Origin of the sequence: Streptomyces guryensis (genome assembly GCF_021261325.1) — a bacterium.
Lineage (GTDB): Bacteria > Actinomycetota > Actinomycetes > Streptomycetales > Streptomycetaceae > Streptomyces > Streptomyces guryensis.
This window is the reverse complement of the sequence record NZ_JAJSBI010000007.1, coordinates 184,980-197,741: the sequence shown is the minus strand read 5'-3', so window position 1 is coordinate 197,741 and position 12,762 is coordinate 184,980. Positions and strand designations below refer to the sequence as shown.

The following is a 12,762-nucleotide window of genomic DNA, read 5'->3' as shown; positions in this document are numbered from 1 at the left end:
ACATCTCGTCGTGCGCGACCACTACCCCGAACTCCCCATCTCCCAAGAGCAGATGGTCACCACTCCCGTCACACGCGCAGCAAGCAATGGCGATGGACCGTCCATGGGCCGGTCCATCGCGGACTCCTCCGCCCCGGGGGTGGCGGAGGAGCTGCTCCGGCGCGAGGGCGCGCCGGAGCAGGAGGGTGTGCGGCACGTCATCGCCGAAAAACAGTCATCGTCTGCCGTCGCGCGTGCAGCCGATGAAGCCGCGCTCTATCGAGCCGCGCACCGCCGCACGGCCAGCAGTGAAGGCCGTCGCGAAGAGCGCGTCGATGCCCGCTACAGCGTCGAGGAGAAGGCGCGGATCCTTGCCAAGGCGCAGACGTTGGAGATTACCGGCGCGCATCTGGTCGGCGCGGTCGTCATGGCCTTCGTCAACGGCGAGGAGCACCTTCCGAACCAGCGCACCGTCTACGACGATGCGGTCGACGAGTTCGCCGCTCTGCGGGCGCGGATCGCCCGGATCGGCAACAACGTCAACCAGATCGCCCGCCGCCTCAACTCGGGCGGCGATCCACACCCTGTGGACGCCGCGATCCTTCAGCGGGCGGAGCGCCTGCTCGCCACCGCCCACGACACGGTCCGGGCGGTCGACGACGCGGCTTTCCGGGCAGCCGGGCAGAAGGCGGGCGGCCTGAGGTGATCGCGAACATTGTCAAGCCGGGCAACAACACCCACGGCGTGCTGGCCTACCTCTTCGACAAGGGCCGCGCCAACGAGCACACCGACCAGCACATCGTCGCTTCCTGGGACGACTTCATTGCTGACCCTGGCCCGTATGACAGTCCCGGGCACAAGGAGCGGCTCGGCCAGCTCACCAAGGCTCTGGATCTGCGGGTCAAGCAGGCCGGCGACAAGGCACCCGAGGGGCACGTGTGGCACTGCTCGGTGCGCGCCGCGCCCGAGGACCGCATCCTGACCGATGCCGAGTGGGCGGCGATCGCCCAGCGCATGGTCGATGCGACCGGCATCGCACCCGAGGGTGATCCGGACGGCTGCCGGTGGGTTGCCGTGCGCCATGCGGACGATCACATCCACATCGTTGCCACCAAAGTCCGCGGTGATCTGCGCCCGCCGAGGAACTGGAACGACTACCACCGCGCCATGGCCGAACTCACCCAGGTCGAGAAGGACTTCGGCCTCACCCAGATTCCGCGCGGCCCCGAAGCCGCCACCGGCACCCCGGCCGTCAAGCGCCCCACCCGCGCCGAGCAGGAGAAGGCCAAACGGTTGGGCCACCACAAGACGGCGCGCGAGCAGCTGCGGCACACCGTGCGCACCGCGCTCTCCCACGCGAAGGACCTGGAGGAGTTCTTCAACCTGCTCGCCGACGCCGGTCTCCAGGTCGAAACACGCACGCTGCCCTCCGGCGACCTCGGCGGCTACAAGGTCGCTCTGCCCGACGACCCCGACACCAACAGCGAGCCCGTCTGGTACTCCGGCTCCAGCCTCGCCACCGACCTGTCCCTCCCACAGATCCAGCAGCGTCTGACCGCCGCCGAAGGGCCCACTGCCACGGCAGCCTCACCAGCCGGCCACTACCACCGCAGCCCTTGGCACCAGGCCACCGCGGCCGCAGAACGGATCCCCCACCACCTTGATCACGCCGACGACGGCGCTGTCCAAGCCCACCTGACCGTCTTCAGCGAAGTCCTCTACGCCCTGCCCGTCCACGCCCCCGTCCATCTCAAGGGCGAACTCCACCGCGCCGCGGTCGCCTTCGAGCACGCCGCCCACACCCGTGCCCGCGCCGACCACCAGCACGCCCGCGCCCTGCGCGGCGCGCTGAAAGCCATGCGCTACCAGGGCGCGGACCACACCGGCCTGGCCATGCTCCTGGACACCGCCATCCTCGTCGTACTCGCAGCCCAGCGCCGCAGCGCGCTCCGCCACCACGACCGGCAGGTGGCCGCCGCCCGGCAAACGCTCACCCATCTCCAGGCCGCCTACGACCAGATCGCCCCCACCAGTCTTGCCGTACTTGCCGGGCGCCGCCCTTCCGAGGGCACCGTCCATCGGTACGCCCGCACCCTGCACGAGGTCCTGCCCTCCCATGCCGGGCAGATCCTCTCCGAGGCTGCCTGGCCCGCGCTCACCGCCGCCCTCGCCGCCGCCGAAGCTGCTGGCCACAACCCCGCAGCCGTCCTCCAGCAGGCAGCCCGGCAACGCTCCTTGAGCGACGCAAAATCGGCATCCGAAGTTCTCGTCTGGCGCATCCAACGCCTCGGCGACCGGCACGCCCCCGGCCCAGGTGCACGAGCCGCACAAGCCCGCAGCCCTCAGGCCCGCCACGTCCTGTCCACAGGGCGGGCCTCCGCCGCGGCACCTCCCGCGTCCACGCCGCCGCCGTCCCGCACTCACCGGACGCGGTGAGCACCCCCCTCAGACAGCGGCTTCGCACGCCTCGCACCCGCTAACGAGGGCCACCGAAGTCCCGGTGACCACCGATCAACGATCACAGCCCTGCCCCCGGCCTTACGACGCCGCAGGCCATCTACGGCGCCCCACCTGACAAGGAGCACATCATCCAGACCCACCCCACCGCCGACATGTTCCCGATGCTCAGCACCGACGAGCTGCACGACCTGGCCGAGTCCATCAAGACCGAGGGCCAGCACGAGGCCATCGTCCTGAGCGCCGACGGCATCCTCCTCGACGGACGTAACCGTCTGGCCGCCTGCGAGATCGCCGGCGTCGCACCGCGCTTCACCACCTACACCGGCAGCGACCCCAAAGCGCTGGTCCTCGCCCACAACCTGCGCCGCCGGCACATCAGCAAGGGCCAGCAGGCGGTGATCGTCGCGATGGCCCGTTCCGTTTCGGAACACTCCCTGCGCCACCACGCCAAGCTCCACAGCATCAGCCTGACCCGCCTCTCCAACGCGGCCACGGTCCTCAAGCACCACCCCCACCTCGCCGAGCAGGTCCGCACCGGCACCCTCAGCCTCGATGCCGCCTACAGCACCGTCCGCGAACACCAGGCCCACGCCGCCGAGATCCAGGCCCAGCACGACCGCCTGCACGAGCACGCCCCCGACCTCGCAGAACAGCTCACCGATGGCTCCCTCACCCTCGACGACGCCACAGCGGCACTCAACCAGCGGCAACACGAAGAACAGCTCCGCCAGACCGTGCAGCACACGGACGCTCTCCGCCTCTCCGACGGCGACCCCACCCCGCCCATGGCCCCGCTCGTCGAGCGGGGAGACATCACCTGGGAGCAGGCCCACCAGCGCGCCGAAGAGTTCCTCGCCCACCGGCGCAACGCCATCCGGCAAACACAGCAGGCGCTCCAGGTGATAGCCGAGATCTGGACCGCTGTCCAAGACCTCGCTGCCCGGCCCGACACCCCCTACGGGCGGGACATCCTCGACGGCCTCACACCCGAAGTCCGCTTGCTCGTCCAGAACCCCTGACCGCCCTGGCCTGATACGGCAGCGCCCCTGAGGGCCGGCCTTGTCGGCTCCGGCCTCCAGGAGCGAGGGCGGCGAAGCCCGCCCAGGTCACAGGGCTCACCATGACAAACGGCATGCACGTCCGTGACCAGGACAGGGATCCGGTGCTACAGGAACCGCCTCGGCATAGGGGCCTGCGACGCCGTCCTTGCCTGCCGATCCGGCCTCATCACCCCGAAAGCCTGACCGCCGTGGCCTTGGCGACCGCCTTGCGCACATGGGCATCGACCAGGCCGGGCTACCGGAGACCACGACGACTACCGTCCCGGTGCGGACGGCCGTCTGCTTGACGACGCTGCTGCGCCCGCCGACTGTGAAGGTCAACAGCTGGCTCCACTGCTCGTCGCCCAGCTGGGCGACGAGCACTCTGAGCCGAGACCGTGACCGATGTACTACCGGCGAGGACCTGATAAGTGGGGCAGGAGGTCATCGCCTCGAAGATCCGAGCCACGCCCTGGGAGAGCTTGTCCTCGGTGTCGCTGTACAACTCCTCGGCCACCTCGGAGCCGCTGCCGCCCGCATAGGCGAAGGACACCTTGGCCTTGTGCGGGAAGTCGAAGCTGCCACCGACTGCAGCCTCACTGCCGAGCTTCTCCAGCGCCGGGCAGCCGGTGACGCTCACGTCATCGTGCTGCGCCGGGGGCTGAGGCGTGCGGGTGTAGCCCTCGCCCAGGTCGCTCTCGCCCAGGAGCCGCTTGGCCAGCGCGGCCGAGGACAACGGAGCGGGCACCGGGGCACTCTCACCGCCCGGGCGCACCCTGACGGTCGTCGGGGACGTCAGGTCGGTGGAATCAGCGCTGCCGGCCGAGCAGCCCGTCAGGGCAAGGACGGCGAGGGCGCTGAAGCTGAGGACGGTCGTGGCGCGAAGGCCCATGTGAAACCCCTATGTGGCTGCGGAGCTGACGGTCTGACCAGGCCGGTCCTCCGGCGCCGGCGGTCTGTAGGGGTAGGGGCGAGGGGTTTCGAGATCAGTGGCCGAGGTGGCGCAGCCCGTCCTCAAGGGTGGAGTGCCAGCGGTCGACCGGACCAGAGTTGCGGTTGTACCAGGCGGCGTCCAGACGAGGCTCTTGAACCTGGTGACCGGCCCGACAGCGGAGCCACACCGAGTCGTCGCGCAGGCAGAAGACGATCCAGTCCCGGTACCCGCCGCACTCGGTGCAAGTACGGACCTCGCCGTCGATGACAAGCGGCTGCTCCCAGCGCATCATCAGCCCTTCCACCTCCTGGCGCGAGGGAACCCGCAGGTCCGGCGGAAGGAAGTCAGGCACCAGCGCCTCTGATGCGGCCGGTGCCACCGCACCAGTGGTGTGGTCCGGCAGGGGCCACTCGGCATGCACCTGCTGTAGGAGCGCGTAACCCGCGCGCTGGGCTTCACGGAACGCACGGTCCGCGCGAGAGCGTCGAAACAACAAGATCCTCTTCCTCTCTGTCGACTGGCGGGCACAGGGCACGCCCCTCATACGTTTGACCTTCAAGTCACGGAAATCAGCGACCAGCAGCACCACGGACGGCGTCCGGAGACAGGCCGTCAGCGGCGTCGGACGGTGAGCCGGCCCTCGGCGCTCTTGGGCAGCGTGCGGCGGCCCACCGGGACCGGCGAGGCAAGCGAGGAGGCGAACGCGGCGACCAGGTCATGCGGGACGCTGGCGCTGAAGCTGGCGCACCACAGATACGGAGCGCCGACGACGGGCTCCGCCCACGCCTGCCAGCCCACCAGACCGGGGCGGGGATCGGCGTCCTCGATTAGCGGCGGCAGCATCTCCAGGGAGACGCAGGTGGAAAGCCCGGGATCCATGGCGGTGGTACCGGGACGGTCCACGTCGCGGATCCAGCCCCGACCGCTGAGCGCGTCGAGGACCGTCGCCGGCCCCGCGAAACCAACGTCGGGCGCCTTGCGAGCGTCGATGGCGATGAGGAGATCGGCAAGCGCCTCGTACGGGACGTCGGCGGTGAAGTACGCGTTCCACACCGTCATCGCGGCAGTGGCATACGGGCGGGCGCTCAGCTGCCAGGCAACCGGTAGACCACCCAACTCGAACGGATAGGCCGCGAGAATCCACTCGGCGCCGCACAACCCGTCCGGGCTCACATACAGAAGCGTGTGACGGGCGGTGGGCCACATACGCCAGCCGAGGCTGGCCAATGTGCTACCAATCCTCTCGGCAAGCACACCGTCACCACCCGCCAGATGGAGCGGGGTGACCCAATACACGGGGTCCGGCGAGTCGGGTTGGAACGGTTCGCTGGGATGGTGCGAGTGCAGGGGCGCCTCCTTGGGCTCAGGGGCAAGGTCTTCCGCCAGAGCGTTGTACGTTGGCATGCTCCTGCAGCAATGCGCCAGTCATTGCGGGATCTTCGCTGTCTGCCCGCGGCGAACTGAAGTGCCTGCCTCTCACCGTCGGCTTCATATCCGCTGCACTCTCCGTGTTCCTCGACGGACTCGCCCACCCCGCACGGCACATCGAACTGGCCGGCGAGCCCTGCCGCAGCATCTCCCACCTTGTCTGGGGTTACGCCTCCCTCACTCTCGGCGCGCGCGGATCACGGGTGAGCTAACCTGCGCGCATGCGCGGACAGTTCACCGGCTGGCCGGAGCAGGCCATGGACGTGTTGTGGCAGCTCCAGGGCGAACCGACCCACGCGACCCGTGAGCGCTACCGCGCGGACCGCGAACGGCTGGTCCGGCAGCCGATGATCGCCCTGCTCAACGAGGTCGCGGACGCCGACCCCCGGTACGAGGACTTCTCCGTCTGGCACTACCGCACCGACTCCTGGTGGTGGCAGCACCAGGGCGCGGTGATCCGGCTCGGCCGCAAGATCGAGATCGGTCTTCGGTTCTCCCTGGACGGCCTGCGGATCCAGGGCGCCTGGTGGTACCCCGATCCCGGCCAGGTGGACATGTTCCGCAAAGCCGTGGCGTCAGAGGGGAGCGGCCACGAACTGTCCGTCATCGTCAAGGACGTGCGGAAGAAGGGCTACGACATCTCCGGGGACGTGATGAAACGCCCTCCGCGCGGCTATCCGACGGACCACGCCCATGCCGATCTGCTGCGTCACCGTTCACTGATCGCCGCCCGTCCCCTCGGCTGCGAGGAGTGGCTGCACACCCCCGAGGCGGTCGACCGGGTCCTCTCGGCCGCCGCCGACCTGGACCCCCTGCTGATGTGGCTGGTCCGCCACGTGAAGCGCACCGCCTGACATCACGAGGGCACCGCGCGGCCGGAAGGAACCCCACCCGTGCCGCCAGCCCCCGCGCTCAGGAGCTGCGCACCTTCAGCGCCGACCGGTCGGCCATCTCCCGATAACCATCCGGCACCTCTGCAAGGGGATCAGCACGGTCGAAGACCGGCCGCTGATCTGGGCAGAGATCCGGACCAGGCTCTTGAACCGTCGGCAGCCGTAGAGTCTACGTCCCTTGGCTACGTCGGGACCTTCGCCGGTGCGTTCGGTTCAGTGCCGTCACTGGCGGATCCCGCCGACTGACGGGCGGCCTGCACCTGACTCCCGGCGCAGGCCGCCCAACTGGCCGGTCAGGAACCGGGTTTGTCGGTTGAGGCGGGTTCCTTGCCCGGCTCGGTCGGCTGATGGGTGAAGACCACGAGGTGCCACGTGCCCTTCTGCCGCATCACGGTGAAGGTGTCCTGCAGCGGCTTGCCCGCCTTGTCCTCGGCCACGAGGCGGGCCGAGCCGGTGTTCGGGCCCATGTCGTGCTCGATCTGCACGTCCTTGATCTTCCACCCGCGCCCGCCCCGGTCCGCGAGGATCTGCGCGGCTTCCTGCCTGGACCACTTCGCGTCCTTGACACCGCCGACGGCGATCAGGTCGGTGGCACTGCGGGAGTTCAGGGCGTTCACGTAGGTTTCGACGGCCTTGCGGGCTCCGTCGGCGGACGCCGAGCTCGAAGGGCTTGCGGGCGCGACCTTGTCGTCAGAGGACGAGCAGCCGGATGCGACGACCAGGACGGCCAGCACGGCCAAGAGGCGTCGACGTTTCACAGCGCACTCCTAGTTTCTCCTGTGAGGGGCAGCAGCCTGTCACGTGCGGTGCGCGTACCACCAGGTGCGCGGATGGTCAGAGAGCAGCTTGTTCAGGCTTTTGTTGTGGGTGTCGCCGGTGTGGTACGTCAGGTACGGCGTACCTCCGTACTTCTTCGTGACGATCATCGTGTGGTCGATGTTGTTGTTCCGGTCCCAGTCAGCCTGCAGCACATCCGACTTGGCCAGCTTCCACACGTTGTCGAGGATCTTGGTCCTCTTCGAGTGCTTCTTCGCGAACCAGTACCAGTTCTCGGCACCCGCCCAGGTGTAGCTGGTCGTCCACGTCGTCGGCCCGTAGAACCAGTACTTGTTGCTGGTCCTCTGAATGATGGCGCCGCCCTTGGGACCCCATCCGCCCTCCAGCATCGCCTGCGAGATGAAGTTGGTGCAGTCGTTGCCGTATGTGCGGAAGGCGCCGTTGTGGTGGTCCCAGTACTTGTCGGCGTAGGCCACCATCTTGTTGTAGTTGTAGCTGGCTGCGACCGTCGGCTTGACGACGTCGTCGACCGTGGCGGCGGGCAGCGGGGTCGTGTCTGAGGGGGCATCCTTGCTTCCCTCGTCCTCGTCCGCCTTACCGCCCCCATCGGCCGTCGCGGCGTCGACGTCCGCGTCGGAAACCTGTGTCGTCGGCGTCGGGCCGCCCTCCGTATCGGCCTTGTCGGACGACAACAGCCACGCACCGTCGGCGCCTTGGGTATACGTCACCGTGTGCGGGAGCGACAGCTCCTCGTACTCCGGCGCTCCCTGCTCGACCTCCTGCGCCGTGAACGGCAGGTAGAGGCGTGTGTGCTCGGTGAGTTGGAGCGTTGCTGTCTGACCGGAGACGGTGGTGTCGGTGACGTTCACGTCGACCTGCGCCTTCGTGTAGCCGCCGTCGACTTCCTTGTACCGCTTGCCCTTCTCTGCGAGGGCGGCGAGATCGTCCTGCGTGCGAGCGGCCATGGCGCGCGTGGCCTTGACGTGGACGACGACGGCCCTCACTGTCGGGCGGGACGTCGTCAGCATGTCGGCGCGCTGCTGCAGATAGCCCTCGGCGAGCTGAGCGAGTGCCGTGGTGTCGGTATTCGTCGCCGTCGGAGCGGCCAGGTCGGCGGGCTGGGCACTCGCAGGTGTGTCGATGAGCGCGAGCATCGCCGCGGTCGTGGTCACGGCTGCGGCGAAGACCCGTCTGTGCTTCGCAATGCGCATGAATCCCCCTTGATCACGGCTGACTGGTCGGGTCAGCCTGTCGATCAGGAGGGCAAATTCGAACATCGCGTTCCCGTGTGGCGTGTTCCTGATCCCGGAATGTCTGATTCCCGATCATGAAACAATTGGCAGAGCAAGGTTCCGCCCACCAAGCGGAAGACTTCGAGAGCGAGCGGTAATGGCGCCCTTGGCCTACTTCAGGAAGCTGTCCGAACAACCGGACTCCATTCGCTACTCTTTCGGTGAAGACCCGGAAGAAATGGACCGTACGCTCATCGTCGACACGTCCAGCCGCACCTCAACTTCCGACGACGGCATCGCCGACTACACGTTCGTCAAGGCATCACGGAAGATCCACTCCGTGTTCGAGGAGCGTAGACGTTGGCCGGAACGGGGTATGAGCGTCAGCTGACAGTTCGGTGATGGCAGGTGTGAACCCCGAGTTGCGCGCGCTGACATGGCCGACAAGCGGGGCACCGCCCCACAGCGCATCTAAGCCGCCCGCGCTCTCATCGCCATCGCCGACATGGTCCAGGCCGCCCGGCATCGTCGGCATCTGCTGCAGCGCGGCGAGAGGGAGGCCGGTCAGGCCGGCGCGCACATCGACGGGCGTCACGAAGTCGCTGACGCCGTTCCGTGCACGGCGACGGCGCACGAGCCCCGCTCAACGTCATCTGGAACCGGTTCGGCGTCGCCACCAGCGGCACCTAAAACGCTGTTTGACCCTGGATCCCGCCATCGGCACCCAAACCCGCTGTTCTCATCGAGGCCAGAAAGAGACCTGGGCGCTCTGCGCTGTCTGATGCAGCCGATAAGATTGCTAGCGCTATCAGTCGTACGGGGACAGGGGGCACTCGCGGTGGCGAGCGGCGAGCTGAAGGTTGATCTGAGCGCACTGGACGGTGTGGTCACACAACTCAACCGGATCATCTCAAATCTGGGCGATACCACCTCTGACTCGCGCTATCAGACTTACCTGCCGGCCGGCGCACTGGGCAGCGCGGATTTCACTGAGGCGAATGATCTGCACATTGCACACACGGAGATGAAGCAGCACCTCGAGGACATCGTCACCCATATCCACGGCCTGGTGGACGACTTCGGGACGAAGACGAAGAAGAACCACGGCGCATACCAGGACCAGGAAGCGGAGATCGCGGCTGCACTCTCGGACGGGGGTAAGTCATGAGCTCGGGCGGGAAGAAGAGCGACGGCTACACCTACGAGTACGTCCCGGCGGCGATGTGCTACGACGAGAAGGCCACGACCCCGTTCGCCGATCTGAACATGGACCAGATGAAGGCCATGGTCATCAACGCGAAGCCGGGCGTGGTTCACGACGTGGCCCGAGGCTGGCGCAAGGTCAACGATGATCTGGTGGGCGAGGACGGCGGCAGTGGATCGCGGCAGGATTTCCTGGCAGCAGTCCACGGGGTGCTGGAGCACTGGGAGGGCGAGGCCGCCGATCGGTTCAAGGCGCGGGCCGAGGTCATCGCGAAGAAGATGCAGGACGGCGCCCAGTACGCCAAGTACACCTCCATCGCGCTGGGCAGCGCGGCCACGGTGCTGGAGACCATCAAGCCCGAGGTCGAGGCGATGGAGAAGCCGGGGACGATCTCAAGCGGCCTTGACTTCGTCGGGGACGGGTTCTCGCACGACGACAGCGGCTACCAGGCGGACAAGCGGGCCGGGATGTCCACCCAGGAGGCCCTGGACAAGAACAAGGACGACCTCTCGGCGGGCAAGGAAGCCCAGTTGAAGATGGCCGTGAAAATGGAGCAGTTGGGGGCGGCGTACGCGTCGCAGACCAAGGCCATGGGTACGTGGAACCGCAGGCCGTTCGATGAGTCTGACGACTACCCCGGTGATCCGGGAGGCACGACGCCGGTCCCCATCGTCGCGATCCCGACCGAGAGCGGCCCCATGCTGGTGGGCCGGACTCACACCAGTAGCGGCGCGTCGCGCGGCTCGAGCCGGTCGACCATCACGGCGTCCCCCAGCACCCCCCACCGCGTTGCCGGTGCAGGCACTGGTTCCTCTTCAAAGGCGTCCGCTTCAAAGGCGTCCGCGCCCTCCGGGGTCGGCACGGATGTAGACGGGCTTGCGACCACCAGCCCCAGTGGCACCGGCGCCGGGGACGGCGGCGGCCACGGAGGCGGAAGCACTGCCCGAGTCGGTGGCGTGGGCGGCGGGTCTGGAACAGGTGCCGGTTTGCCCGGTGTGCCCGGCGGCCCTGCGGGCGGCTTGGCCCGCGGTGGCAGCGCCTCCGGCGAAGGCTCCGCGGCGGGCAGCGGCCGCACGGGCGTGGGCGGTGTGGGAGCCGGGACCGGGGCAGGTGCCGGACGCGGCAACCAGCCCAGCGGCCGGGGTCCCCTGGCCCGCACGAAGGGTGGGGTGATCGGCGAACCCGAAGACACACCCTCCACTGGAAATCGGGCCGGTTCCGGTCTGCACGGCAGCCGCGGTGGCACGACCGAGGGCCGCAGGGCGGCGGGCCTGACGGGCTCCGGACAGGCCGGCGTGGCTGGCCAGGGCCGCGGCAAGAAGAAGAAAGACGGTAAGCCGGTCCCGGACTATCTCGTCGAGGACGAGGAGACCTGGGTGCCAAAGCGGGACGACACCACCCCACCGCTCATCGAGTAGACACGATCGCGGCAGGACAGAAACGGGGCTCGCGTCATCCACCACGCGAGCCCCGCCCGGCGGGACGAAAGAGAGAAACAGGGCATGGGTCTCACGCGGACGCTGCGCATCGCGGGCAGTACGGCAGCGGTGGGAGCACTGCTCTTCGCCACCGCGACCACCGCGTCGGCGGACCAGGTCAGGAGTGACCAGTGGCCGCTCCAGGCCCTTGACGCCGAGGCGGTCTGGAAGATCGCGACGGGCAAGGGCGTCACCGTCGCCGTCATCGACGACGGCGTTGACGCCTCCCACCGCGACCTGAAGGGCAACGTCCTGCCGGGCAAAGACTTCATCGACGGGGACTCCGACGCCTCGCCCGCCGCGGGAGACAGCCACGGGACGGCCATGGCCGGCGTCATCGCCGGGCATGGACACGGTGTCAACGGTTCGGACGGCGTGAAGGGACTCGCCCCTGACGCGAAGATCCTGCCCCTCCGTGACAACGGGGGCCAGTCGGACGGTTTTGCCTCGTCGATCAGGTACGCGGTGGACCACGGCGCATCGGTCATCAACATCTCCCAGGGTGGAAGCCTGCCAACCGCCGGTGGCGAGGAGCAACAGGCGATTAGGTACGCCCTTCAGCACAATGCGATTGTCGTGGCAGGGTCAGGCAACGAGGGGAAGAGCGGCACCGAAGCCGTCAGCTATCCGGCCAGTTACCCAGGCGTGGTGAACGTCGGCGCTGTCAAGGACTCCAAGGAGATCTGGGAGAAGTCCAACTCCGGTGCGAACCTCCTACTGACGGCCCCCGGCTACCGCGTCGTCTCCGCTGGCACGGACTCAGACGGCTACCGCATGGGCACCGGCACCTCCGACTCCGCCGCCTACGTCTCCGCCGCCTGCGCCCTGCTGCACGAGAAGTTCCCTGACCTCACCGCAGGCCAGATCGTCAATCGCCTCACCAAGACGGCCGGCCTCCCAGCCTCGGCCAAGGGCCTGAACCTCCCTGACGAGAAGTACGGCTACGGCTACATCCAACCCCTCGCCGCCCTTCAGCAGAACATCCCGGCCGGCTCCAAGAACGGCCCGCTCACCATGCCCTCATCCAATTCTCAGGCAACACCCGAGGACAACACAGCGGCATCCTCCGCGTCCGATGATTCGAGCAGTGGACTGACCACCAACTCAGTCATCGCGCTCAGCACGCTGGCAGCTCTCGGTGTGCTCATCGTGATCGGTGTGGCTCTGTTTCTGGTTCGGCGCGCGAAGCGCCGTCGGGCGGCGGAGCAGAGCCAGTTCAATCAGCAGTCCGGATACGGAAGTTATCCCCCGAACTCTTACCCCGGGTCCGCTCCGTACCAGCAACAGCCGCCGTCCGACCGCTATCCGCACCAGTAACAGCGGGACCGCCCATCCCG

13 protein-coding genes are annotated in these 12,762 nt (G+C 68.0%); 8 read left to right on the top strand and 5 right to left on the bottom strand.

Annotated elements, in window-relative coordinates:
- Positions 1-10 precede the first annotated feature (10 nt).
- The 3 genes from mobC to LJ657_RS16665 all read left to right on the top strand — a co-directional run bounded on the left by mobC (position 11) and on the right by LJ657_RS16665 (position 3,458).
- Entirely contained in the window at positions 11-685 is a 675-nt protein-coding gene (gene mobC / locus LJ657_RS16675) for a plasmid mobilization relaxosome protein MobC (protein WP_232649396.1), read from the top strand.
- Positions 682-2,415 (top strand): relaxase/mobilization nuclease domain-containing protein, encoded by a 1,734-nt coding sequence (locus LJ657_RS16670; protein ID WP_232649395.1) that lies wholly within the window; start codon positions 682-684, stop codon positions 2,413-2,415. The genes mobC and LJ657_RS16670 overlap by 4 nt, the downstream gene beginning before the upstream one ends.
- 185 nt (positions 2,416-2,600) lie before the next feature.
- Positions 2,601-3,458: a ParB/RepB/Spo0J family partition protein gene (locus LJ657_RS16665; protein WP_232649394.1), complete on the top strand. Its 858-nt coding sequence runs from the start codon at positions 2,601-2,603 to the stop codon at positions 3,456-3,458.
- 277 nt (positions 3,459-3,735) lie between these two features.
- Here the strand turns inward: LJ657_RS16665 and LJ657_RS16660 are convergent, their stop codons facing one another.
- The 3 genes from LJ657_RS16660 to LJ657_RS16650 all read right to left on the bottom strand — a co-directional run bounded on the left by LJ657_RS16660 (position 3,736) and on the right by LJ657_RS16650 (position 5,709).
- The gene (locus tag LJ657_RS16660) at positions 3,736-4,371 is read right to left on the bottom strand and encodes a hypothetical protein (RefSeq protein ID WP_308117045.1); all 636 of its coding nucleotides are present in this window, start codon (positions 4,369-4,371) and stop codon (positions 3,736-3,738) included.
- A gap of 94 nt (positions 4,372-4,465) precedes the next feature.
- Positions 4,466-4,765 (bottom strand): hypothetical protein, encoded by a 300-nt coding sequence (locus LJ657_RS16655; protein WP_372487926.1) that lies wholly within the window; start codon positions 4,763-4,765, stop codon positions 4,466-4,468.
- A 260-nt stretch (positions 4,766-5,025) separates the two neighbouring features.
- Positions 5,026-5,709 carry an SPDY domain-containing protein gene (locus LJ657_RS16650; RefSeq protein ID WP_232649552.1) on the bottom strand — a complete coding sequence of 228 codons (684 nt, stop codon included), beginning with the start codon at positions 5,707-5,709 and terminating at the stop codon, positions 5,026-5,028.
- Between the two features lie 353 nt (positions 5,710-6,062).
- Between LJ657_RS16650 and LJ657_RS16645 the strand changes: the two genes are divergently transcribed.
- Positions 6,063-6,695 carry a DUF2461 family protein gene (locus tag LJ657_RS16645; RefSeq protein WP_232649393.1) on the top strand — a complete coding sequence of 211 codons (633 nt, stop codon included), beginning with the start codon at positions 6,063-6,065 and terminating at the stop codon, positions 6,693-6,695.
- A gap of 332 nt (positions 6,696-7,027) precedes the next feature.
- Here LJ657_RS16645 and LJ657_RS16640 read toward each other — a convergent pair whose 3' ends face one another.
- Both LJ657_RS16640 and LJ657_RS16635 read right to left on the bottom strand, forming a co-directional pair.
- Positions 7,028-7,492 carry a hypothetical protein gene (locus LJ657_RS16640; RefSeq protein ID WP_232649392.1) on the bottom strand — a complete coding sequence of 155 codons (465 nt, stop codon included), beginning with the start codon at positions 7,490-7,492 and terminating at the stop codon, positions 7,028-7,030.
- A 39-nt stretch (positions 7,493-7,531) separates the two neighbouring features.
- Positions 7,532-8,722, bottom strand: coding sequence for an amidase domain-containing protein (locus LJ657_RS16635; protein WP_232649391.1), 1,191 nt, complete (start codon positions 8,720-8,722; stop codon positions 7,532-7,534).
- A gap of 187 nt (positions 8,723-8,909) precedes the next feature.
- On the opposite strand from LJ657_RS16635, the gene LJ657_RS16630 reads away from it, so the two are divergent.
- The 4 genes from LJ657_RS16630 to mycP all read left to right on the top strand — a co-directional run bounded on the left by LJ657_RS16630 (position 8,910) and on the right by mycP (position 12,742).
- Positions 8,910-9,134: a hypothetical protein gene (locus LJ657_RS16630; protein ID WP_232649390.1), complete on the top strand. Its 225-nt coding sequence runs from the start codon at positions 8,910-8,912 to the stop codon at positions 9,132-9,134.
- 447 nt (positions 9,135-9,581) lie between these two features.
- Positions 9,582-9,911 carry a hypothetical protein gene (locus tag LJ657_RS16625; protein ID WP_232649389.1) on the top strand — a complete coding sequence of 110 codons (330 nt, stop codon included), beginning with the start codon at positions 9,582-9,584 and terminating at the stop codon, positions 9,909-9,911.
- Complete coding sequence (locus tag LJ657_RS16620; protein ID WP_232649388.1) at positions 9,908-11,365, top strand: hypothetical protein; 1,458 nt, start codon at positions 9,908-9,910, stop codon at positions 11,363-11,365. Before LJ657_RS16625 ends, LJ657_RS16620 begins: the two co-directional genes overlap by 4 nt.
- Positions 11,366-11,449: 84 nt before the next feature.
- Positions 11,450-12,742 carry a type VII secretion-associated serine protease mycosin gene (mycP, locus tag LJ657_RS16615; protein ID WP_232649387.1) on the top strand — a complete coding sequence of 431 codons (1,293 nt, stop codon included), beginning with the start codon at positions 11,450-11,452 and terminating at the stop codon, positions 12,740-12,742.
- Positions 12,743-12,762: the final 20 nt, after the last annotated feature.

Bases quoted from the DNA above. Each gene is read 5' to 3' on its own strand.
- LJ657_RS16645 (WP_232649393.1), top strand. From the start codon at position 6,063: ATGCGCGGACAGTTCACCGGCTGGCCGGAGCAGGCCATGGACGTGTTG.
- LJ657_RS16665 (WP_232649394.1), top strand. From the start codon at position 2,601: ATGCTCAGCACCGACGAGCTGCACGACCTGGCCGAGTCCATCAAGACC.
- mycP (WP_232649387.1), top strand. From the start codon at position 11,450: ATGGGTCTCACGCGGACGCTGCGCATCGCGGGCAGTACGGCAGCGGTG.
- LJ657_RS16620 (WP_232649388.1), top strand. From the start codon at position 9,908: ATGAGCTCGGGCGGGAAGAAGAGCGACGGCTACACCTACGAGTACGTC.
- LJ657_RS16660 (WP_308117045.1), bottom strand. From the start codon at position 4,371: ATGGGCCTTCGCGCCACGACCGTCCTCAGCTTCAGCGCCCTCGCCGTC.
- LJ657_RS16635 (WP_232649391.1), bottom strand. From the start codon at position 8,722: ATGCGCATTGCGAAGCACAGACGGGTCTTCGCCGCAGCCGTGACCACG.